The organism is Paraburkholderia sp. GAS32 (assembly GCF_050434225.1).
Taxonomy (GTDB): domain Bacteria; phylum Pseudomonadota; class Gammaproteobacteria; order Burkholderiales; family Burkholderiaceae; genus Paraburkholderia; species Paraburkholderia madseniana.
In genome coordinates this window covers 39,410-60,064 of record NZ_JBNPVS010000063.1, presented here as the reverse complement: position 1 = coordinate 60,064, position 20,655 = coordinate 39,410, and the positions used below count along the sequence as shown (strand labels likewise).

The following is a 20,655-nucleotide window of genomic DNA, read 5'->3' as shown; positions in this document are numbered from 1 at the left end:
ATCTGAGTCATGGGCTGTGTCCACTGTTAATCAGTGGACACAGCTTGCCTTGCTCTCAATTCGGGCGCTATGTGCTGATAAATTCGCGCTTACGACCAAACGGTGCGTAGCAGGTTGCTCCCCTCCACATTGGGTGCACGTCGTCATCATCGCTACCGAGGAAGAGGCGGGCGCTAAACGGATAGATTCGGGAACAATCGAATCGGCAAGACTGGGAACGTGGTAAGCCCGATTCATCGCCTTGATTCCGGAACACAGCCATCAAGGCAGGCAAACCGTGAGGAGCGCTGTTGACGAAGCGGGTATGAGAACGCGGAGAAAGCGAATGGCAGCCTGTAACGGGCTGCATAGAGGTTCAAGATTTGCCTCGACCTGAAAGGGTGCAGACTTCCGTGTGGTGCAGCTGTCGCAGGTCCACTTTTTAGATTCGCCGTGGGGCAGCTTGAGAGAGACCGGCTGTTTGCGGTTCAGCGCCCTCGTCTCAGCAATGAGATGAATCGACGAGGTGACGCGTGCGAAGGGCTTGTGCAGTTTGACAAGACCGGCGTCAGTGTGACGTTTCATGCTGTGCGCGAGCCGTGTGCGGCGAAAGTCGCATGCACGGTTCTTCGGGGGCCCTGCTGTCGAGAGGCAGTGGGGCTACCCTCTCAGGGGAGAGTAAGCAGTTTTGTTTATCACTGAGCTGCTCGAAGGTAATGCTGCTTCGTTCCGTATCACGCGCCGACGTACACCGATTTTTCGACTACTTCGGGTTTCGATCCGACCTGAAACGTGGATCTGTGAAATGTCGCCACCAGTCTGTTGCGGTTATTTAAGGTATACGGACTGTGTCTACTGAACTAGACAAGCTAGCTCCACTGCCGGCTCGCGCTCAAAAAAATAATTGGGGCACGAACCCATCTTCGAGACGGATGCCTCTTAGCTGGTGAGAGGTCTTCTCTCGGATGCTAATCAGGAGGGTGTGAAATGTTCTACGTTAAGAATGTCCCGGGTTGGGAGCGGATTATTCGCGTACTGTTGGGCTCATTGGCCATCGTGCTGGCTATTGTTTTCCTCCAGTCGCTCACCGCTGTTATTGTGTCAATCGCCGCTATCGGCATTGTGGCTTCAGGGCTGGTTGGGTTCTGCCCTGCGTGCGCGCTGGTCGGGCGCAAACTGGCTAGGCAACAAGCAAGGCGTTGATGTGGAACTCGGCGAACAGAAACTGGCAGCGATAGAAGCGGCGCGCACAGGCGACCCTGCAGAGCTTGAGCGTCTTTTGCGCTTGTGCCAGCCGGACATCCGGCGGTACGCGCAGCGGAACTGTCTAATCTCAGACGTGGACGATGCCGTGCAGGAAGTGCTGCTCATCATCGCTCGAAAGTTCTCGTCAGTGCGAGCGGTCGCGGCGTTTTCCGGATGGATGTTCAGCATTGTTCGCCGCGAGTGCCGTCGACTCGGCAGAAAGGCATTGCACTTCGACCCGTACAACGAGGAAGAGGTAGACCGCTGGATTGGCAGTCGTGACAACGACGCCTTGCGTCGCGAACTGGCGGACGCGCTGGAGTCTTTGCCTGCCGACTACCGAGACGTCCTGATATCGAGAGATTTTGAAGAACTAACCATCGTTGAGATTGCGCAACGCATTGGCGCATCGGTTCCCGCAACAAAGAGTCGTCTGCATCGCGCTCGTACGATGGCGCGGGAGTATCTGCTTTCGTGATTGCACGGTGAGCAGCGACGCCGCGCAAATCTGGTCAGGTTTCGGCTACCCCGTACCACGTTAATATGATAACCAGACTGGCATAGTCCGTGTTAGCCAACAGCGTAGAGCGCAATAAATCCTTCGCCGCCCAGGGCGCGGTTTGCCGCCCGGGCGGCACCGCATTGAATGGAAGCTGACAACCAATCTTCTTGTCAAATCACGTGCGCAAGGGTGCGCTGATTCGGCGGTGATCTCATCTCCGGTGTATTTCTGGCCGACGGATCCCGGCCGCGACCACAAGTCCAAACGGCAGAACGGGTTGATCACTGACCCGACCAAGCCTGATCGCTGTTTCAGTGTCGTGGCCGCAATCGGGCGTTATTCGTTATCCAGAAGCAAGCCGAGCAGTTCGGTCTCTTCATGCAGGAGTGTTTCGCGGTGGTGCTCCGCAAGCTCACGAAGTGACTGCAACAGCCGTCCAATCAGAGATGGATCATCGTTGGTAAGGGGCCAGCCGTACATGAGATATGCCAACGCGAGAGCGTTGCGACGCTCACACCACTGGTCAAACAGAGTCAAACATATTTGCTCTATGACCACCAATCGCTGGCGTTTCGCATCCGGATGCAACAACTCCTCGGCAGGATGGGCTTGGGGGCGCGGTTCGTTGCGAACCGGCAGATCTACAAGAGACAGCATGGTTTTCTCTGGCATATCAGAAAGAGGGTATCGAGTGCGTGGTCAAGCGGCCTCTCAGTCGCGCCGCCACTGGATGTGATCGGCATGGCAGGTCGTACGCTCCCACGTTCATTTCTCCAACCTGCGCAGGCAAAACCTGCAGGCCGGGTAAAGCTGTGCCGGTGCCGCTACGGATGGGCGGCTGACTCCTGACCTTCGAGACTAGGGGCGACCTGCGCGGATCAGTTCCTCGAGCGTCTATCTATTTCGTCCCCACTCCTCGTTGATCTGCCGCGTTCAAAAATATCTAGCAGCAAACTCTTCCTGGTACCGTATTGGCAGCTCATCGAGACGTGATCGATCTCTGCCTTCGTGTACACCTGTCTCAATGAAACGTCATTATGTCCCTGTGCCGCAGGCACACACGTGGCGCCACTCAGAAACTTCTCCCGGGTTGTCTTGCCGTTGCGTTTGCGCGCAATCGCTTGCAACGCCGCATCCATCGGAATCACGCTTGAGTCAGTCGCTCTTTTGTCAGTTGATATCGCAAAAAGCATGTTCACTGTGGTTAGTCAACGTAATTTCGCGTAGGCAAGCGCATTGCATCTAATCAGGATCATGATAATAATCGACAAGGAAAGCAAAATAATTATTTCCTGGCTATAGTCACCAAAATCTAATTTGGCACCGACACCCTTGTCCCGCCTGATGGGGTGAGTGTTGTATGCCTGACAGGAATAGCGGGAACAACTTTTGATCGTTTGTTCTTGTTTGCAGTAGGTTGGTCAGAGTGCGACTCTTACATTCATGTTGCGTTGGATGAGCGCACCGAGCAACTAACATAAATTGATCTTGCTCGTTACGCGGGCGAGATCCTTACTCAAATAAAGTGGAAAACAGATGAAAATGAGAAAGACCTCGGTGGCCCTACTGGCGCTTGGCGCGTTTGCCAGCGCAGCACATGCGCAAAGCAGCGTGACCCTGTACGGCATCGTCGATACGGGTATGCTTTTCAACAACAATGTCAAAGGTTTGCACCAGTACGCGCTCTCGCAGGGGACATCGTCGCGCTGGGGCATGAAAGGCACGGAAGACTTGGGCGGTGGTCTATCAGCGATCTTCACCCTCGAGAGCGGATTCACCTCCGGCACCGGCACGCTTAGCCAGGGTGGCCTCCTGTTCGGTCGCAAGGCTTTCGTCGGATTGAACAGCAAGGACTGGGGTACGGTAACGGCCGGTCGCCAATACTCGGTAAGCAATGACTTGACCTCTGCATTTGCGTCTGGCGCCGACTGGGCTGCCACGGGCCTCGCGTACGGCACGCGTGCGAGCGACGTCGATAACGTCGATACGTCGAACCGCATCCAGAACTCGATCAAGTACATGAGCCCGAACTACAATGGTCTGCAGGCGGGTGTTCTGTACAGCCTGGGCGGCCAAGCGGGTAATTTCTCGCAGAACTCGGTAGTGGACGCGGCGGCCTCGTATTCCAATGGTCCGCTCAAGCTCGGTGCTGGCTATACGTTCACCAAGGACCCATATTATGCGACCTATGGCAATCAGGGCAATTCGTCGACGCCGACGTCTTCGGCCACGGGCGCGAACGACAATATGAACAATAAGATCTTCGGCGGCTACGCGTCGGCGGGTTCGCAGCAGATCATTGTGGCGGGAGGTTCATATGTGCTCGGCCCGGCAACCGTTGGCCTTCTATATTCGAACACGCAATTCCAGAATCTAGGATCGGTCAACGCAGTCGGCGCGATCTCCGGCCCGAAGTACAAGGGCGGCACTGCAACCTTCAACTCGGGCGAAATCAATCTCAAGTACCAAGTGAATACGGCGTTGCTGCTGGCGGGCGCGTATATCTACACGCACAACAGCGGTGCGGACAACTTGGGCAGTGCGAAATATAACCAGTTCAACCTGGGTGCGACCTACACGTTGTCAAAGCGCACTTCGCTCTACGCGATGGGTTTCTACGAGGCGGCCTCGGGCATCGATTCGACGGGCAAGCGGGCCGTTGCCGATCTCAGCGGAAGTGCCTACTCGGGCAACAACCATCAGCTTGGCAGTATCTTCGGCATTACTCACCGGTTCTAAGCGGAGATGACCGGCGGCCCTCGGGCAGCCGGTCTTTCAGCCGGCTCTTTCGACAGTCTGCGCCCAATCACGGGCGTCCTTGCCCGGAGCGGGTGACATTGCAACGTTGATATCCGGCCGCTCATCCCAGCCGTTCGCAATTTTCTACAAAAATAATGACCGGACCGGGCGAATCGCGCAATCTCGCCGTCGCGTCCGAGCGACACGGTGAGCAGCACTCTAATAGCGCACCGACGTACCACTCGCCACGCGAGTTCAGGCGCAGAACCAATTCGCCCCATCAAATGTAGGCGGTGTCCGAGGGTAGGAAAATCCGAACCGGAGCCGATGCGTAGTCCGGTGTAGCTGCGGTAAACGCACTGACGCCATTGACGCACACACTCCAATCTCACCGGTACATCGTGCTCACGCGGACCTTCGCTCACGCCGAAATTATCAGGGCGCACTTGTCGCGCTCAGGGAGGATGCGGATGCAACTGAGGTGACCAGTTCGTGGTCAATCAGGGCGATAACCGGAATGGCGCGAAGGACCAAAAGCGAATCAGTAAGCGTTCGGCCACTACGGCACTTGTTGCGGTGGTTGAAAAAATACTGTCAAGGGTGTGCTCAGGACTCTGTTTCGCAAATCTCGCGCCAAAATCGGACACCGTCTATGCCACGGGAAATGCTATCTGTTATTTTGCAAGTGTGCGGTCGGTGACAAGAGATTTCGTCGCACGCATTCGTGCGTACTCCAAGCCTCGTGCCGCCGAGACGTTTGCGATGGGGAAAGGAGTCGAAAATCCAGTACAAGCTAACTCGTCGCGTCCTTTGAAAAACTGGACTTGACGCCAATAGCGAAATGATTGCCCGGTGTGCGATGCAATTCATCTAGATCCTGTGAGGCACGTTGCATCTTGTAGGATGCCTTTCTCTTGGGCGAGCATCCGTTACCCGGCGCACGCGCGTGTCACGCCACGGCCTACGCGTTCAAGCAACGTGTGTCGAATTCAACTTCTACCGACCGAGCGGGCTCAATACACGCTGATAGGTGTCCAGCTTAACGGCAGCACATGTGCGGCTGTCGAGCTCGGCGATATGCATCAACGGCCACTGCAGTTTCAAATCTATGTGCACATGGGTATGTGAAAATTACATATCAGCTAGTCCGATATCGCCATTGTGGCGGGACGGAGCGTCGACCACAATCAGAACAACCGATTAATGCGGGCGACGCGGTAACGACCATTGAGACGAACTGAATGAACTCCCGCGTACCGCTAGGTTCCTATCCCGTTCAACTCAATCAGACCTTGCCTGTCGGCGCCTGCGATGCTCATTGCCACGTTTTCGGCTCGGTCGCACGGGTTCCGTACGCGCTGGATCGTGCCTACACGTCGCCCAATGCGTCGTACGAGCGCGTTGTTACGTTGTCTGATTTCCCGGATGCGATTTTTGGTTTGATTGCGCGTCCGAACATCCAAGGACGTACCAAACGACGGCGAACGGGTCGATCTGCTATTTCGCTTCTGCCCAGACACGCCGTGCCGCGAGAAGCCACTCATGGCTAACCCAGTGCCTCTCTACGGAGTCTGGTCGCCCTTTTCGCGCATTACCGTTTGGACTGCTACGTCAAGAAGCAGAGAAGCGGAAGTCGGACCGACTGCAACTGGTACAGCTGAACTCAGGAGACGTCGATGATCAAAACCCATCGCAACCCCGTTTGTTGTGGAGCGGCGTCGTGATAGACCCGCCCTCATGAATTTTCCGTCGCACAGCGTCAATAGGTCGTTCTACAGAAGCCTATATTTTCACGTATTCGTCGCGGTCATTCTGGGTGCGCTGCTTGGACACTTCAAACCATCGATTGCTGTCCAGATGAAGCCTCTTGGTGACACGTTTATCAAGCTGATCAAGATGGTGATCGGGCCGATCACATTCTGCACCGTCGTGACCGGTGTCGCGGACATGGGCGACATGAAGAGGGTCGGGCGCGTCGGCGGTAAGGCCTTGCTTTACTTTGAAGTGGCCTCCACGATTTCGCTCGTGATCGGCCTGATCGCTGGACATCTGTTTAGGCCGGGCGCTGGCATTAATCTGGATCCCGCGAGCGTCGATACGAGAGCGCTCTCGGACTATGCTACGGCCGCGCATCAGCAGAACACGGTGGAGTTCCCGATGCACATTATCCCAGACACGAGCACCAGCGCGTTTGCGCCCGGCAACGTGCTGCAGATCCTGCTGATCTCGCTACTGTTCGGCGTGGCGCTCGCGGCTACAGGCGAACGCGGGCGGTCGCTGATCAAGACAATCGACGACTTCGGAAAGACATTCTTTGGCATTGTCCACATCATCATGAAGAACGCGGCGATCGGCGTGTTCGGATCAATTGCCTTCACCGTTGGGAGCTACGGTATTGGCGCGGGTTTGCCTCTGCTGAAGCTGATCGGCACGTTCGCTCGCTGTCTTCGTGCTGGTCGTACTCGGCGTGATCTCGCGGCTGCTGGGCTTCAGCATCCTGCGCTTCATGTGCTATATCCGTGAAGAGATCTTGATCGTGCTCGGCACCGGCTCGTCCGAGGCCGCGTTGCCGCAGATGATCGAGAAACTCGAGCGGCTCGGCTGTTCGCAATCGGTGGCGGGTCTGGTCATTCCTGTGGGCTATTCGTTTAATCTCGACGGTACCAACATCTATTTGACGATGACTGTGCTGTTCATCGCGCAGGCATTCAACATCGAACTCAGCCTGACTCAGCAACTGACGTTGGTCGGCGTAGCGATGCTCACATCCAAGGGAGCTAGCGGCGTGGCGGGCGCGGCGTTCGTCATGCTCACGCAAACACCGCTGGTTTTTCCTCTCATTCCGGTGTCTGGAATGGTCCTGATTCTTGGCATTCACCGTTTCATGGGAACCGGCCTCGCGTTGGTGAACACAATCGGCAACGGCGTGGCGACGTTGGTCGTGTCTGCGTGGGAGCGCGAACTTGACCGTTCGAGGCTCAACGCCGAAATGTCACGTCAACGTTCGAACTGAAGCTCTGGAGGCTCGCTTGAACCAACACCGGATGTCCTGTTCTTCGCGCACGCATTAAAGAAAGAACAAAGGACAGACAGTGGCCTTAAAAACACACAGCACGGTGCGGATCGGTTTCCAAAGTGGCCAGCGTGGCCGCGGTGTTGCTCGCGCTCGCCAGTGTTGGCCGGCACACGGCAATAGGGGGGAAGTTCGCAGGGCGCCACCGCAGCAGCGGTGGTGGTTCCGATGTCGTCCGTATAGTTATATGGGTCGGAATGTATATCAAAATATCGAAACTCAGCACTTTCCAGGCGAGTACGCTGCAGCAAGGCGGCGCACTGGTGACTTTCGTTTGGGGCATGCGCAGACGGGAACGCGTCGGCGGAGGCAACGCAGTGATCTTCGCGTCTGAACCTTTCTTCCGACCGAGCACGGGGCGGTTGGGAAGTGACGCAACCAACGGTCAGTTCTCACATAGCGCGCATGCCGGACTCGCCGGCGAATACGGTTCGTTCAAACTGGGAGAGCAGACCAATTCGACTCGTTTCAATCAGCAACTCATCAACCAGTCCTGCTCGTGGGTAGCATTTTCGCCATTAGTTGCACAGTTGTACACGGCGAGCTACAGCAATATGCAACTCGACGGCGGCATTTGGCAGAACGCCGTCGAGTATATGTCGTCGAATCATGAAGATATCACCCGCACCGCCATACATGGCGTCAGCATCACGACTTGGCATCAGGGGCGCGCCAACATTGACCTGTATCTGATGTACCTCGCCTACTCATATGAAGAACTAACAGAAAATTCGTCGGAACGTACATACGGGGAGGGCACCCTGCGCATATGTTTACCCCGGCGTCACAATGTCGCGCACGGGGACATCGACGTGACGGGAGTTTGTGACAGATCGTCCGACACTATTAACCCCTGGAAGCAACGATGATTATCGACATTCATGGACACTACACCACCGCGCCGAAGGCATTGGAGGCGTGGCGAAGCCGCCAGATTGCGGGCATCAACAATCCGGCCGAAAGGCCGAAGGTGGCTGAATTGCGGATCGGCGATGACGAATTGCGCGAATCGATCGAGAGCAACCAGCTACGGCTCATGCGTGAGCGCAGCCTCAATTTGACCATCTTTAGCCCTCGCGCGAGTTTCATGGCGCACCACATTGGAGACTTCGAAGTCTCCAGCACCTGGGCGGCGATGTGCAACGAACTGTGTTATCGCGTGAGCCAACTTTTTCCCGATCACTTCATTCCAGCAGCCATGTTGCCGCAAAGCCCCGGTGTGGATATCGCAACGTGCATCCCCGAACTCGTCAAGTGCGTGGAGCAATACGGCAACGTGGCGATCAATCTCAATCCGGATCCGTCGGGCGGTCACTGGACCAGCCCGCCTTTGTCGGACCGCTACTGGTATCCGATCTACGAGAAGATGGTGGAGTACGACATCCCTGCAATGATTCATGTGAGTACGAGCTGCAATGCGTGTTTTCACACTACCGGCGCGCACTACCTGAATGCCGATACGACCGCCTTCATGCAGTGCCTCACATCGGAACTGTTCCACGATTTTCCAACCCTGCGCTTCGTGATCCCGCACGGCGGCGGTGCAGTGCCTTACCACTGGGGCCGCTTCCGCGGGCTCGCGCAGGAGCTGAAGAAGTCGTTGCTGAAGGACCATCTGCTCGACAATATCTTCTTTGACACCTGTGTCTATCACCAGCCAGGCATTGACCTGCTCACGCGTGTGATTCCGGTCGAGAACATTCTGTTTGCCAGCGAGATGATCGGTGCCGTGCGTGGCATCGATCCGGAGACGGGCCACTATTTCGACGACACCAGGCGCTACGTCGAAGCCGCACAAATCGATTCGGACACCCGCTACAAGATCTACGAGGGTAACGCGCGACGTGTCTATCCGCGCCTCGATGCAGTGCTCAAAACGAAAGGAGATTGATTATGTATGAACTGAGTGTTGTATATCGAAATATTCAGCGCGCCGATGGCGATACAGCCACCAAACTTGGAGCGTTCGGGTCGGCAACCGTGCACGAGGCGATGGGTCGCGCAGACCTGCTAAAGCCCTATATGCGCCCGATCTATTTCGGTGCGCGTACTTGCGGCACAGTTGTGACGGTCCTGTTGCAGCCGGGCGATAACTGGATGCTGCATGTCGCAGCGGAGCAGACCCAGCCAGGCGACGTCGTCGTTGCCGCCGTAACGACGGACTGCACCGATGGCTACATCGGTGACTTGCTGGCGACGAGCTTCAAGGCCCGTGGCGCTCGGGGACTGATTATCGATGCTGGTGTGCGCGACGTGCGCGTACTGACCGAGATGAAGTTTCCGGTATGGAGCAAGGCCATTTCCGCCAGGGGAACTGTCAAGGCGACGCCGGGTTCCGTGAATATCTCTGTGGTGTGTGCCGGGGCGCTGGTGAATCCTGGCGATGTCATTGTGGCGGACAGCGACGGGATAGTCGTCGTCCCAGCGGCTTCGGCACACTCGGTTCTTGCAAAGGCGGCCGCACGAGAAGCCAGCGAGGGCGAGAAGCGTGTCAGATTGGCTGCCGGCGTGCTAGGCCTTGACATGTACAACATGCGCGGACCGCTGCAACAAGCGGGCCTTCGTTATATAGATTGAAGAGGACGGCAGATATGGTCATTCGTCGGATCTCAGATCGATCGGAGATCGTAGGTATCTCTTCCATGGCCACCCGCAACATGTTGGCGCAGCTTGTCGAAAAGTACGAGCGACTGTCGCAACAGCACGTGACAATTGAGTCCGTCGGCGGTGTCGCTGCTTTTCAACGCGTATTCGAAGGCGAGTCGTTTGACTTTGTCGTGCTTGCTGCGGAAGCAATCGACCGGTTGGCCGCAGGCGGCCGGGTTGAGGTGGGTAGTCGCGTCGATCTCGCCCGTTCCGGTGTGTCGGTTGCGGTTGCAGCGGGGGCGCCGCCACCCGGGATATTCAATGAACAGGCAGTTCGCGCCGCTATTCTGGCTGCGCGTAGGATTGGCTACTCGACCGGTCCCAGCGGTGCGCACCTGAGTCGATTGTTTGAGCGCTGGGGAATCGCTAACGTGGTCGCCCCGCGAATCGTGCAGGCCCCGCCAGGAATTCCGGTTGGCACACTTGTCGCTCGTGGTGAGGTTGAACTTGGTTTTCAGCAATTGAGCGAGTTGATGCACTTACCGGGCATCGACATTATTGGCTCCCTACCGCCTGAGATTCAGGTCATCACCATCTTTTCGGCTGCCATATGTGCGACAGCCGAAAGTGCGGACGCTGCACAATCGATGCTCTCGTTTCTCAAGTCATCGAGAGCCGAATCCACGATCCTTGATCACGGTATGGAACCTGCATGAGATCGACAGGTTCCAGGTGTAAGCATTGCTTCGACGCGGTCGAGGAGTTAGTTACGGTCTTTTCCGATTACGGCTCCGTGAAACGATATGTCGAGGGCACGGCGCAAGAGCAAGCCGCTTTGCTAACTCCGTACGAATGACTGACGTCTTCATCCACGAGTTTGACTTGGTGAGGATTGGCTTCGGGCACGCGGTGCCCGCGTTATTGTTTGTCAGCTACGTGTGTCGGCTTCAGGGACCAGAACTTCCTCCATGGGGGCAGGCCTATGGATATAGTACCCCTGTATATAGTCGACTCCTATGTCTCGCAGTAATGCCGCGACGTCGGAGGTTTCGACAAACTCCGCGATGGTTTGCTTGCCGACTGCCTTCGCCACATCGCAGATACACCGTACCATTGCCCGATCAATGGGGTCATGTTCCAGATTGGTAATGAACTGTCCATCGATCTTCAGGTAGTCAACCGGCAGCGCTTTAAGATAACCGAACGACGAGGTACCACTCCCGAAATCGTCCAGGGCGAAGTGCATGCCCCGCAGCCTCAGCGAGTGGATGAACTCCGTTGCCGCTGATAGATTTGTGATCGCCGAGGTTTCTGTGACTTCGAAGCAGAGCTTATGGGTATCAAATTGCAAAGCCTCAGCCAGATCCCTTACATACCGATGGAAATCGCGGTCACCAATGGACTGACCGGAGAGGTTCACCGCGACACTTTCAACGTGGTCCAACCGGTCGTGATGGCGTGCCATCCATGCGAATACGTGTTTTACCACCCAGCGATCAATGCGTGAGGCCATTTGGAAACGCTCAGCCGCTGTAAAAAAAACAGCCGGTAGTACCAGATTCCCATCCGGCTCACGCAGACGCAACAGGAGTTCACACCGGACACCTCTTTCCTCGCGATCAAGCGCCTGGACGCGCTGGGCATATAGTTCGAAACGGTCTTCGTCGAGGGCTTGCTCGAGACGTGTAACCCATTGCATCTCGCCATGTCGCGCAAGAACGACTTCATCCGCGTCAAACCACGTGTGCACCCGGTTACGCCCTGCGTCCTTGGCGGCATAGCATGCACTGTCCGCAGCCTGGAGCACGGCCGCAGTGGTCAGCCAGCGGCCGTCAATGGGAACCAGACCGATGCTTGCACCAATATGAAACCGCCGTTCGTTATATACAAATCGAAACTCATCGAGGCGTTCGGAGATCTGGGTGGCGATCCGGCGGGCATGTTCCGTGTCGCAAAGTTCCAGAATGATGCCGAACTCGTCGCCTCCTAGCCGGGCCAGCGTATCGGCTGCCCGGATACACAGGACCAGTTGCGCCGTCACCTGTTGCAGCAACTGATCACCGGCGAGGTGACCGGAGGTATCGTTCACGACCTTGAACTGATCTAGGTCGATGTACAGCATGGCATGTCGACTGCCTTCTTCGCGCGCATGGGCTAGCACGCGATGAAGTTGTGTTTCGAATTCCGCGCGATTGAGTAAGCCAGTCAGCGCGTCGTGCGTGGCGCGGTAGCTCGTCTCCCTCGCAAGCCGACGCTCTTCCGTCACATCGTGGAACACCAGTACGACGCCCAGCACTTCACCAATTTTACTGACGATCGGGGCAGCAGAATCCTTGATCGAATGTTCCGCGCCATCCCGTGATATCAGGACAAGGTTGCCAGCACTTCCCACGACGCGATTTTCGGTCAGGCACTGCTTGACGAGATTCGGAGCACTTTCGCGGGTCGACTCCTTACGGGCATCAAAGACGTCCTTCAGGTAACGACCGCGCGCTAGGGCAATAGACCACCCCGTTAGCCGCTCTGCGACGGGATTCAGATAAGTGACAAACCCATTGCGGTCGGTTGTGACGACGCCGTCCCCGATCGAATGCAACGTTACCTGCAAGAACTCATGCTGTTCGGCCAAGGTCGCTTGCATCCGTTTGCGCTCCGTGGCCTCGAGGACCAGGACAGCGCATTGATCGGGGCCGGGACGATATGCGACCATATCAAACCAGCCGCCCTTTGCGGCAGGCACGTCCTGCCGAGCAACCGGTTCGCCGGTTAGGACCACAGAAGTCAGTGTACTGAGCCAGTCCCATTTCGGTTCAGCTCGCGCTGCAAACACTTCTGAGACCTTCTTGCCGATCAAGCGATCGAACGAAACATTAGCCATCCTTAAGAAGGTCGGATTGGCCGCGATGAAGAGGAAGTCAACAATCTTTGCGCTTGCATCACTGACGATATCCAGCAATACGAACCCAACCTGCATGTGTTCAAAAAGCGCGCGATACCGGTGTTCGCTCTCGAGCAGGGTTGCCTCGGTTTTCCTGCGGCCGGTGATATCCTCGATAACCGCCATGGACCGTAATGGTGTGCCATCGCTCTGTCTTTCGAGAACGGCTGACAACAATACCGTGAGCACTTCACCGTCCTTGCACACCATTTCGTATTCGACGTTGCGACAGTGGCCGACGCGAAAGAACTCGGGAAGCACGACCTGACGGGCGTACTCGCGCGATGCAGGGCTCAGGAAGTCGGATGAGAACCGCCCCAGTACCTCGTCGCGGCTATACCCCAGGGTGCGGAGCCATAAGTCGCTCACGCTTAGGAGTCTGCCTTGCACGTCGATCGATTGCAGCATCGCCGGCGTGCGTTCGTAGAGCTCGCGATATCTGCGTTCACTCTCGGTCAAGGCTTGTTCGAGCCGCCTGCGTTCACGCACGTTGTGTCCCACAGCAAAAATCGCCACGTTCCGTCCGGTGACGTCGGTGACCGGATGCGATGAGCGGAGCCCAGGCAAGCTCGGGATCGTTGGCCACGCTGATCGCGTCCACTCGGTGGCGATCGCCCGCCATCAGCAGGGCGAATTCGGCGTCAACGGTCATCCACTCTTTGGCGGATGAGCCGGCAACTGAATGACGCCACGGTGAGTCTCGGGCTTGCAGGGCCACGGCAACGATCGGCACCAGGCCGATCGTGCCTGCAACGCGGGTGATTTCCTCAAAGGCCGAAGAGGTAGCGCCGGGGACAACGCGCGTAGTGATGTTGGAACGACGACGCGCAACTCGGTTTTTAGGTAGACGACGAGATGTCATGTTGAGATTCCTTGGGAGGCTGCGCGGCTGGACACGGTGGATATCACAGGAGTAAGTGGGTTCCCTGTTGAGTTCGGTTCTGGAACATCTCTGAACGGCGGGTCCCGGCCGGGGCCAGAAGTTTGCACGGTAGAACGGGTTCGTCGTTAAACTAGCGGATAGCTGGTTTGTGATGGAACGGCATCTGCGTCGCGACGGCCGTGGCTGCGACCGGTATGGCTGGTGGGGTTACCCCAACGTTCGATCGCCAGCCCCCACAAGCGAAACTTGAAGCCCGAATAAAGCCGCGCCGATGCGGCTACAGACGGGTGGCTGACTTCTGACCCAGTGCCGCGAGGATCGTATTGGTGAGATCAAGCAGTGCCGGGTAATATTCGGCGGGCAGTGCCACATCGTCCATCAGCGACAGGATATCTTCTATGCCCTGTCGAAACGATCGAGTGACCTCGCCACGCTGCAAGGACGTGAGCTGGGGCAGGGCTGCATCAAAGAACTTGCCCAGCACCATGACCCTTGCGCCAAGGACGCTGATAATCTTTGTGTTGTCCGTCACGAGCCTGCTCATGTGGTTCAGTACTTCGTCAGAATCTTTCACGTCTCCTCCTCAGAATTCCTTCCAATCCGCAGCGCCGGTATCCGGCGGGACTACGGCGCTTCTCGCTGCGGTATCGACAGGCGTCACTTTCGCTGACGTTGTACGTGAGGACGTGCGAACTTCCGGTGCCGACCGAGGTGATACGCTCCGCGGTGTGACCACCCGGGACGCGGATGGTCCCGTGCCAGCGATCCTGAAGACTGCCACCGCCTCTTGCAACGTCGCGGCCTGGTCGGCCATTGACTGCGCAGCGGCTGAGGCTTCTTCGACCAGCGCCGCGTTCTGCTGGGTTACCTGGTCCATCTGGATGACCGCCTGATTGACCTGCTCGATGCCGGTGCGCTGTTCTTCGGATGCCGACGAGATTTCGCCCACAATGTCGGTCACCCGCTTCACCGACTGGACGATTTCACTGATCGTGCTGCCCGCTTCATCGACGAGCTTCGAGCCGGTGTCCACCCGATTCACTGAGTCGCTAATCAAATCCTTGATTTCCTTGGCCGCCGTCGCACTACGTTGGGCGAGCGTGCGCACCTCGCCAGCCACGACGGCAAACCCCCGACCCTGTTCCCCTGCGCGAGCGGCTTCGACCGCAGCATTGAGCGCCAGAATGTTGGTCTGGAACGCAATGCCCTCGATCACGCTGATGATCTCGGCGATTTTGGTCGAGCTGCCGGAAATCCCGTGCATCGTCTCGACCACGCGCCCGACCACTTCGCCGCCACGCTGCGCCACCTCCGACGCGGTATTCGCCAGCGTGGTTGCTTGTCTAGCGTTATCCGCGTTCTGCCGAACCGTAGCTGTCAGCTCTTCCATGCTTGAGGCAGTTTCCTCCAGTGAGGTCGCCTGTTCTTCTGTGCGCTGCGACAGATCGGCGTTGCCAGTCGCGATTTGCCTGGAGGCGACGCTGACAGAACTGGCCGAGCGCCGGACTTCACCGACGACTTCCGCCACGCGCGCTAGCAAGGCATTGAAAGCCGTCGCGGTGTGACCGATCTCGTCCATGCGTTCAACCTTCACCGTATGGGTCAGGTCCAGAGATTGGCTTACTTGCTGCAACGTCTGCTGGATATTGTTCAGCCCCGACGTTATCAGGCGGAAAAGCTGGAGGCCCAGGCCGCCGCTCACCACGAGCGCCAACGCAATGCAGCTAAGCAAAAGCCAGAAGGCCTGCGAGTACGCAGCGTTGTTTGCAGCGCGTAGATCGTTGCCGAGCTTGTTGTTGTAGTCGATTTGCCTATCCAAACTTGTCGCTAACTTCAAGACTCCATTGCGCGCCTCGCCGTTGATCAGAGTGGCCTTGGCGCCATCCAGGTCGCCGCCGCGGACTTTCGCCAGAAAATTTTGTATGGCTTCCCGGTAAGCGGCGAGATTCGCCTTGTCGATTTCGAGCATCTGGCGATCAGTGTCGTCCGAGACGTCGTCGCGCTCGTAGGTTGCAATATGTTGATCTAGGTTCTTATTGAGAGCGTCGATATCTTGATTGGCTGCGGTTCTGCCGGTGTCATCAGCAGTCAGGAGATACCGTAAATTCAGCCGAGCGAGTTCGCTAACATCGAACTTGGCATCCTTCAGTTCCATGATGCTAGGAAGGATATTAACCTGAACATATTCAAAACGCTGTTGCGCCTGGTTGAGCCGCCAGACGCCGAGACCTCCGACAAAAATCAAGGCGAGTAAGGCTACGGCTAACGTAAGGCTCAAGCGTCGGGAGATCGTCATGGCACTCTCGTTGGTTGTGTTGCAATAAGACGGTTCGGACGAGCGATACCGAAGGTGATGAGGAATACTTCCATAACTGTCGACTTGAATTGCTCAGCGGTAGCGAGGGCGAAGCTATCGCCTTCCCCTTGTCCCTTTTTCGGATCGTGCACGTGGTATCCAGTGCTGGCGAGGATGATGCGCGCAGCCGAAACCTTAAAGCCTATTCGAATGCCGACGACTGCGGCTATAAAACGTCTCGATGTACTTGGAGAGATCCGCAATAGCTTCCTGAAGACTGCGTCTCCTGCCATCCAACCGCTCGCTCTCCAGGCCATTGAAGCAGCCTTCCATTGCTGCGCGATCGCAGCAATCAGACTTGCGCTGACACCTCGGCTATCGTCAGATGAGAATGTTTTATTTACGGCTGTATGAGCAAGATACTTTCTCATTAAATGAAAGAATCGATTCTCATCCGGTTGTCACACGTATCGGAGCTGCTCACCATACTTTGCAAGTGCGCTTCTTTCGTCGCCCAAGGTGCTTATGTCCATGTCCGTCGCAGCTTGAACGATCGTCGAAGAGCCGACGATGGCTCGAACGGCTGCGGTGGGTAGGGGCAATTGCGTCTAAAGCAGAATCTCAGGCCGAGCAGCGCAGCGTATGCCCTAAGCGTGAATCTATTCTTTCGCGAAGGAATGCGCGCGCACGTGAGGAGCGTGGTCCCATTCTTCTTTCAGGTCGACCGTTCGAAGTGAACGTGTGGACGACGCTGCCGCTTTGCGGCACGGTCACCAACTACCGGAAGCCGACCACTATCCGCCTGGCCGGCGTCACCGATGTCTTCCGCAGAGGGTTCCGTTTCGCAAGGTCGATGCTGCAAGCGGCCATCGTCTAGGTGGATTCGTGCCATCCGACGATCTTGCATCAGGGCGACAACACTTGCGTTGTTATAAGTGTTCTAGGGCGATTGCTGGGACTCTAGCGGCGCCCGGTGAAAAAGAAAAAGACTTTGTAGGCTGGCAGGCATACCCCGCAGGATGCCTAGGAGCAATGCGACTAGCACGTCGTATCCGTCGGTCGAACTCGAGGCATCGAAGCGCAATATTGCTTTATTGCGTTGCACTTGAGACCGAACGTCTCCACGCGTACTCGCGCTGTTGCTCGCCACGACTTGAAGTGCACGATTAGCGTGACGCAGGATGTACTTCGTGTCGGTGCCTTCGGCAGCAAAGTCAACCTCCATCGGTAAGATTCAGGCCAACACAAGCCTCGCAAGTTTTGGATTTATATCATACGCCAGAAGTTCTGATTTGGAGCCGATGGATCGACGATCGATATGATGTCTCTGGTGGATGATATCTTTCTGCTACGACCAGGCAGGCTGGACCGTGTACTTCATTCCTCAGCATTTGTCAGGTACCGGATCACGGACGCAGTCATTCCTCGTTTGCCAAGCAAAAAAAACATCGGATGGACATATACATCCCCGAAAATTGGCAATCCCCCGTGATGTGTGGCATATCGTGGTTACGGACCGTGGTTGGGCCAAGCAAAAAATTGAACTACAGGCGCCCATCCTCAACCGCGAATGGCACTTGAATTTCATAATCTATGTCATCCCAACATCAGGCGTATGTGTATAATCCACATATCGGGATGTGATTGTTTAATTCAGCAGTTTTATGCGTTCTTTTAAAAATGCATGTACGGTGCGCCGCTTTAGGCGAGACCATTCTGGAATGTTTGATTGCGACGCACGGCAATGAACTGGTGAATCTCCGGGGTGCAGGAGAAGCAGGGCCTGACCGGGAGACTCGACATCACTGCTTGGGCTCCCATAACGATTTGGGACGAGCCACAGTATGGCCAACACTCACGAAGCCCTTTGTTGGCACCGGGCGACGTGAGCAGTCAGACTTCGGAGGGTGGATACAGTGGACAGACTGGCCGCGATGGAGACATTTGTGTGCGTCGTAGACGCTGGGTCGTTCTCTGGCGCGGCGCGCTTGCGACACATCAAGCAACCGACCGTTTCCAAATCAATTGCTCAGCTTGAGGATCGGTTGGGCATTCGCCTGCTTTTCCGGACGACCAGAGGCTTGGTGCCTACCGAGGCCGGCCAGCAGTTTTACGAACGTGCAACGGTCGCCATCGATCAGGCTCGAGAGGCCGAATCTGCGGCACGGGAGTCGGCTGGAGGGTTGACTGGACGTTTGAGAGTGTGTGTTCCAATCACGGTGGCCACGTTAAAGATAATCCCGTTCCTAGGTGCTTTCATGGACGAGCACCCGGAACTGGTCGTGGATATGGTTCTGAGTGACGAGAACATCGACCTGCTGGAAAACGGTATAGATCTAGCCTTAAGGTTGGGCGATTTGCAAGACTCCAGCATGACTGCGCGAAGACTCGCGCAAGAGCGAAGGATCGTCGTGGGTACCCCATCCTATATCGAAGCCTACGGGGAACCGGGGGTTCCTGCTGATCTGGCAGGACATCAGACTATTGTTAGCGATCCCGGTAGGGGGGGCAGTGTTTGGGCGTTCAGGCGGGATGGCGCAGAGGTGTCGGTGGCCGTCACCGGACGTTTCAGAACCACCGTAACCGAGGGTATTCGAGCGGCAGTGTTGGGGAACCTTGGATTGGCTGTAGTGCCGGAATGGATCTTCAGGGCAGAACTCGCTTCGGGGGTCGTTGTTCCAGTTCTTGCCGATTGGACACTACCTTCGATTGACGTATGGGCGCTATTTCCAACAGGACGTCGTCCAAGCGCAAAGGTGCGTGCCTTCGCCGCGTTCATGGAGGAAGTCCTAAATCAAGTAGGAAAGTCCGCATTGGTTCAGCAGGATTGCGGATACGAAGAGTTAAATCTCGTATCAATGTCGCTGTGAAACGCAGAGATCTGGAAACCGCATTGGCGTTATCGTCCGAAACGGATTTCTTGGGTAAGGTAGCGGCGCCATCTCATTCCTGTGTCACTATCATCCGCGGCGGGATCGGAGCACTGGAACAAGCGTGGCAGGAGGAAGGAGCCGCCCGTATCCAGCGTTTACCTCTGCATACGCGATGATTCCATCTTTTCCAATGACGTAGCGGGACGGAGCCGGAAGTGTCCATGTTTCGTCGTCGGAGAAGCCCGGTAGAGACTCACCTTGCCGCTTGTAATGGTCAACAAGATATGGCGGGAGTGCGTTGCACACACCGAAGCGCGTCGCGATGAGGTTACGCGTATCACTCAACAAAGGAAAGTCAAGATTCACTGCTGCAGCAATCCGTTGACAATTTTGCGGACTCTGCGACGTTACTACCACGATGTGCGCTTCCGTTTGCCGCAAGGTCGCCAGCGCATCCTGCAGAGCATCTAGTTCGTAACCTGAATTGGACTGCCACATACCTGCGTCAAAGCTTACTATCAGTGCACCGTCGGATAGCATTCGATCAGAAGACACTGATGCGCCGTCGTGACTGGTTGACTCGAAGCCGGGTGCCAGTGCACCTGCCCTCAGTGCACTTCGTGCGTGACCCGTCGCGAGTAGTTCAGCAGTGGCGCGCGCGACGATCGAACCTGCAGATCCGATGCCCTGAGGAGAAGAGCCTGGCAAGTTCGAGTGGCTTCCAAAGATACCAAGAGATTCAGGGAGCGGCATTGATTTTCCTTGATTATCGACTACCTCTAATGCAAATGCACATTCTGAAAAAACCGACTAGTGGATAATTGTGAAGTATGAACCTTGCTCTTTGATTTAGATAGTATTACGTAGTATAGACAGATTTAAAATCACACAGGCTACAGGAAGTCGTTCCAGACTGGGCGAAGAGACTCAATGAGATTGCGGCTGGACGGACGTTCCGTACCTACGGCAGAGTTCTTTACCGCCAGTCGGGGGTTTCGGCGAAATAAGTGTATATACATGGTTACCATATCAGAATGAAATATATGTTATCTCGTTCTACGATTTTTCGTTCACTCGCTATAAGGCGTAGGCTGTTGGCCGGAGGGCGCGGCGATTCGCACGGCCAGATAGTAGACGTCGAGGAACCTTGGTTGCGCAAGCCAACGCATCCGCTGCTGGCGTGTGTGTTTGCTCTTCGGAATTCAAAAAGTCGGAGCGAAACAAACGATGCTGGGCCATTGTGCACAGTTGGAACTTGACGAGCGAACGTCGATTCGCGTGCTGTTGGGGGCAGCGGGACGGGAGATCCGCGGCTGATACTCTGTCGCGGGCGAGGTATATCTTTGGCTCGCTCCGCTGTCAGCATCGTTTGGATATCGGGCAGCCGAAATTTTCGCAGTTTCTGTGTGAAGATGAAATGTTCCACGAACACTCGACGGTGGCCGGATAACAAACTCGCGCCGCAGGAAGGCGCAGACCATCGGGGATCGAACATAAGCTGAAGGCCTATAGCATTATGGAATAACTCTTATTGCTCGAAG

At 56.2% G+C, this 20,655-nt stretch carries 15 protein-coding genes and 1 pseudogene; 9 read left to right on the top strand and 7 right to left on the bottom strand.

What is annotated here, in order from left to right; all coding sequences use genetic code 11:
* Nucleotides 1-966: 966 nt before the first annotated feature.
* On the top strand, nt 967-1,182 hold the full coding sequence (locus tag P3T25_RS43425) for a YgaP family membrane protein (RefSeq protein ID WP_429363511.1): 216 nt from the start codon (nt 967-969) through the stop codon (nt 1,180-1,182).
* A 1-nt stretch (nt 1,183) separates the two neighbouring features.
* Nucleotides 1,184-1,702, top strand: a complete 519-nt coding sequence (locus tag P3T25_RS43420; protein WP_429363509.1) for an RNA polymerase sigma factor — start codon at nt 1,184-1,186, stop codon at nt 1,700-1,702.
* A gap of 360 nt (nt 1,703-2,062) precedes the next feature.
* On the opposite strand, the gene P3T25_RS43415 is transcribed toward P3T25_RS43420, so the two are convergent.
* A complete protein-coding gene (locus P3T25_RS43415) occupies nt 2,063-2,383 on the bottom strand; it encodes a hypothetical protein (protein WP_429363507.1) in 321 nt (106 codons plus the stop codon).
* Nucleotides 2,384-3,262: 879 nt separating this feature from the next.
* On the opposite strand from P3T25_RS43415, the gene P3T25_RS43410 reads away from it, so the two are divergent.
* The 6 genes and pseudogenes from P3T25_RS43410 to P3T25_RS43385 all read left to right on the top strand — a co-directional run bounded on the left by P3T25_RS43410 (nt 3,263) and on the right by P3T25_RS43385 (nt 10,840).
* Nucleotides 3,263-4,465 (top strand): porin, encoded by a 1,203-nt coding sequence (locus P3T25_RS43410; RefSeq protein ID WP_429363505.1) that lies wholly within the window; start codon nt 3,263-3,265, stop codon nt 4,463-4,465.
* A 1,737-nt stretch (nt 4,466-6,202) separates the two neighbouring features.
* Nucleotides 6,203-7,478 (top strand): annotated as a pseudogene (gene dctA, locus P3T25_RS43405) (C4-dicarboxylate transporter DctA).
* 257 nt (nt 7,479-7,735) lie between these two features.
* Entirely contained in the window at nt 7,736-8,407 is a 672-nt protein-coding gene (locus P3T25_RS43400) for a hypothetical protein (protein ID WP_429363503.1), read from the top strand.
* The gene (locus tag P3T25_RS43395) at nt 8,404-9,429 is read left to right on the top strand and encodes an amidohydrolase family protein (RefSeq protein ID WP_429363501.1); all 1,026 of its coding nucleotides are present in this window, start codon (nt 8,404-8,406) and stop codon (nt 9,427-9,429) included. The genes P3T25_RS43400 and P3T25_RS43395 overlap by 4 nt, the downstream gene beginning before the upstream one ends.
* 2 nt (nt 9,430-9,431) lie before the next feature.
* Nucleotides 9,432-10,115 carry a 4-carboxy-4-hydroxy-2-oxoadipate aldolase/oxaloacetate decarboxylase gene (gene ligK / locus P3T25_RS43390; RefSeq protein ID WP_429363499.1) on the top strand — a complete coding sequence of 228 codons (684 nt, stop codon included), beginning with the start codon at nt 9,432-9,434 and terminating at the stop codon, nt 10,113-10,115.
* 65 nt (nt 10,116-10,180) lie between these two features.
* Nucleotides 10,181-10,840 (top strand): substrate-binding domain-containing protein, encoded by a 660-nt coding sequence (locus P3T25_RS43385; protein WP_429363497.1) that lies wholly within the window; start codon nt 10,181-10,183, stop codon nt 10,838-10,840.
* 212 nt (nt 10,841-11,052) lie between these two features.
* Here the strand turns inward: P3T25_RS43385 and P3T25_RS43380 are convergent, their stop codons facing one another.
* From P3T25_RS43380 to P3T25_RS43360, 5 genes are all read right to left on the bottom strand, one after another.
* The gene (locus P3T25_RS43380) at nt 11,053-13,578 is read right to left on the bottom strand and encodes an EAL domain-containing protein (protein ID WP_429363495.1); all 2,526 of its coding nucleotides are present in this window, start codon (nt 13,576-13,578) and stop codon (nt 11,053-11,055) included.
* Entirely contained in the window at nt 13,544-13,924 is a 381-nt protein-coding gene (locus tag P3T25_RS43375) for a hypothetical protein (protein WP_429363493.1), read from the bottom strand. The genes P3T25_RS43380 and P3T25_RS43375 overlap by 35 nt, the downstream gene beginning before the upstream one ends.
* A gap of 298 nt (nt 13,925-14,222) precedes the next feature.
* Entirely contained in the window at nt 14,223-14,519 is a 297-nt protein-coding gene (locus tag P3T25_RS43370; RefSeq protein WP_429363491.1) for a hypothetical protein, read from the bottom strand.
* 9 nt (nt 14,520-14,528) lie between these two features.
* On the bottom strand, nt 14,529-16,241 hold the full coding sequence (locus tag P3T25_RS43365) for a methyl-accepting chemotaxis protein (protein WP_429363489.1): 1,713 nt from the start codon (nt 16,239-16,241) through the stop codon (nt 14,529-14,531).
* Nucleotides 16,238-16,672, bottom strand: coding sequence for a hypothetical protein (locus P3T25_RS43360; protein ID WP_429363487.1), 435 nt, complete (start codon nt 16,670-16,672; stop codon nt 16,238-16,240). Before P3T25_RS43360 ends, P3T25_RS43365 begins: the two co-directional genes overlap by 4 nt.
* Before the next feature lie 1,485 nt (nt 16,673-18,157).
* On the opposite strand from P3T25_RS43360, the gene P3T25_RS43355 reads away from it, so the two are divergent.
* Nucleotides 18,158-19,111: a LysR family transcriptional regulator gene (locus P3T25_RS43355; RefSeq protein ID WP_429363485.1), complete on the top strand. Its 954-nt coding sequence runs from the start codon at nt 18,158-18,160 to the stop codon at nt 19,109-19,111.
* A 90-nt stretch (nt 19,112-19,201) separates the two neighbouring features.
* Here P3T25_RS43355 and P3T25_RS43350 read toward each other — a convergent pair whose 3' ends face one another.
* Complete coding sequence (locus P3T25_RS43350) at nt 19,202-19,867, bottom strand: redoxin domain-containing protein (RefSeq protein ID WP_429363483.1); 666 nt, start codon at nt 19,865-19,867, stop codon at nt 19,202-19,204.
* Nucleotides 19,868-20,655: the final 788 nt, after the last annotated feature.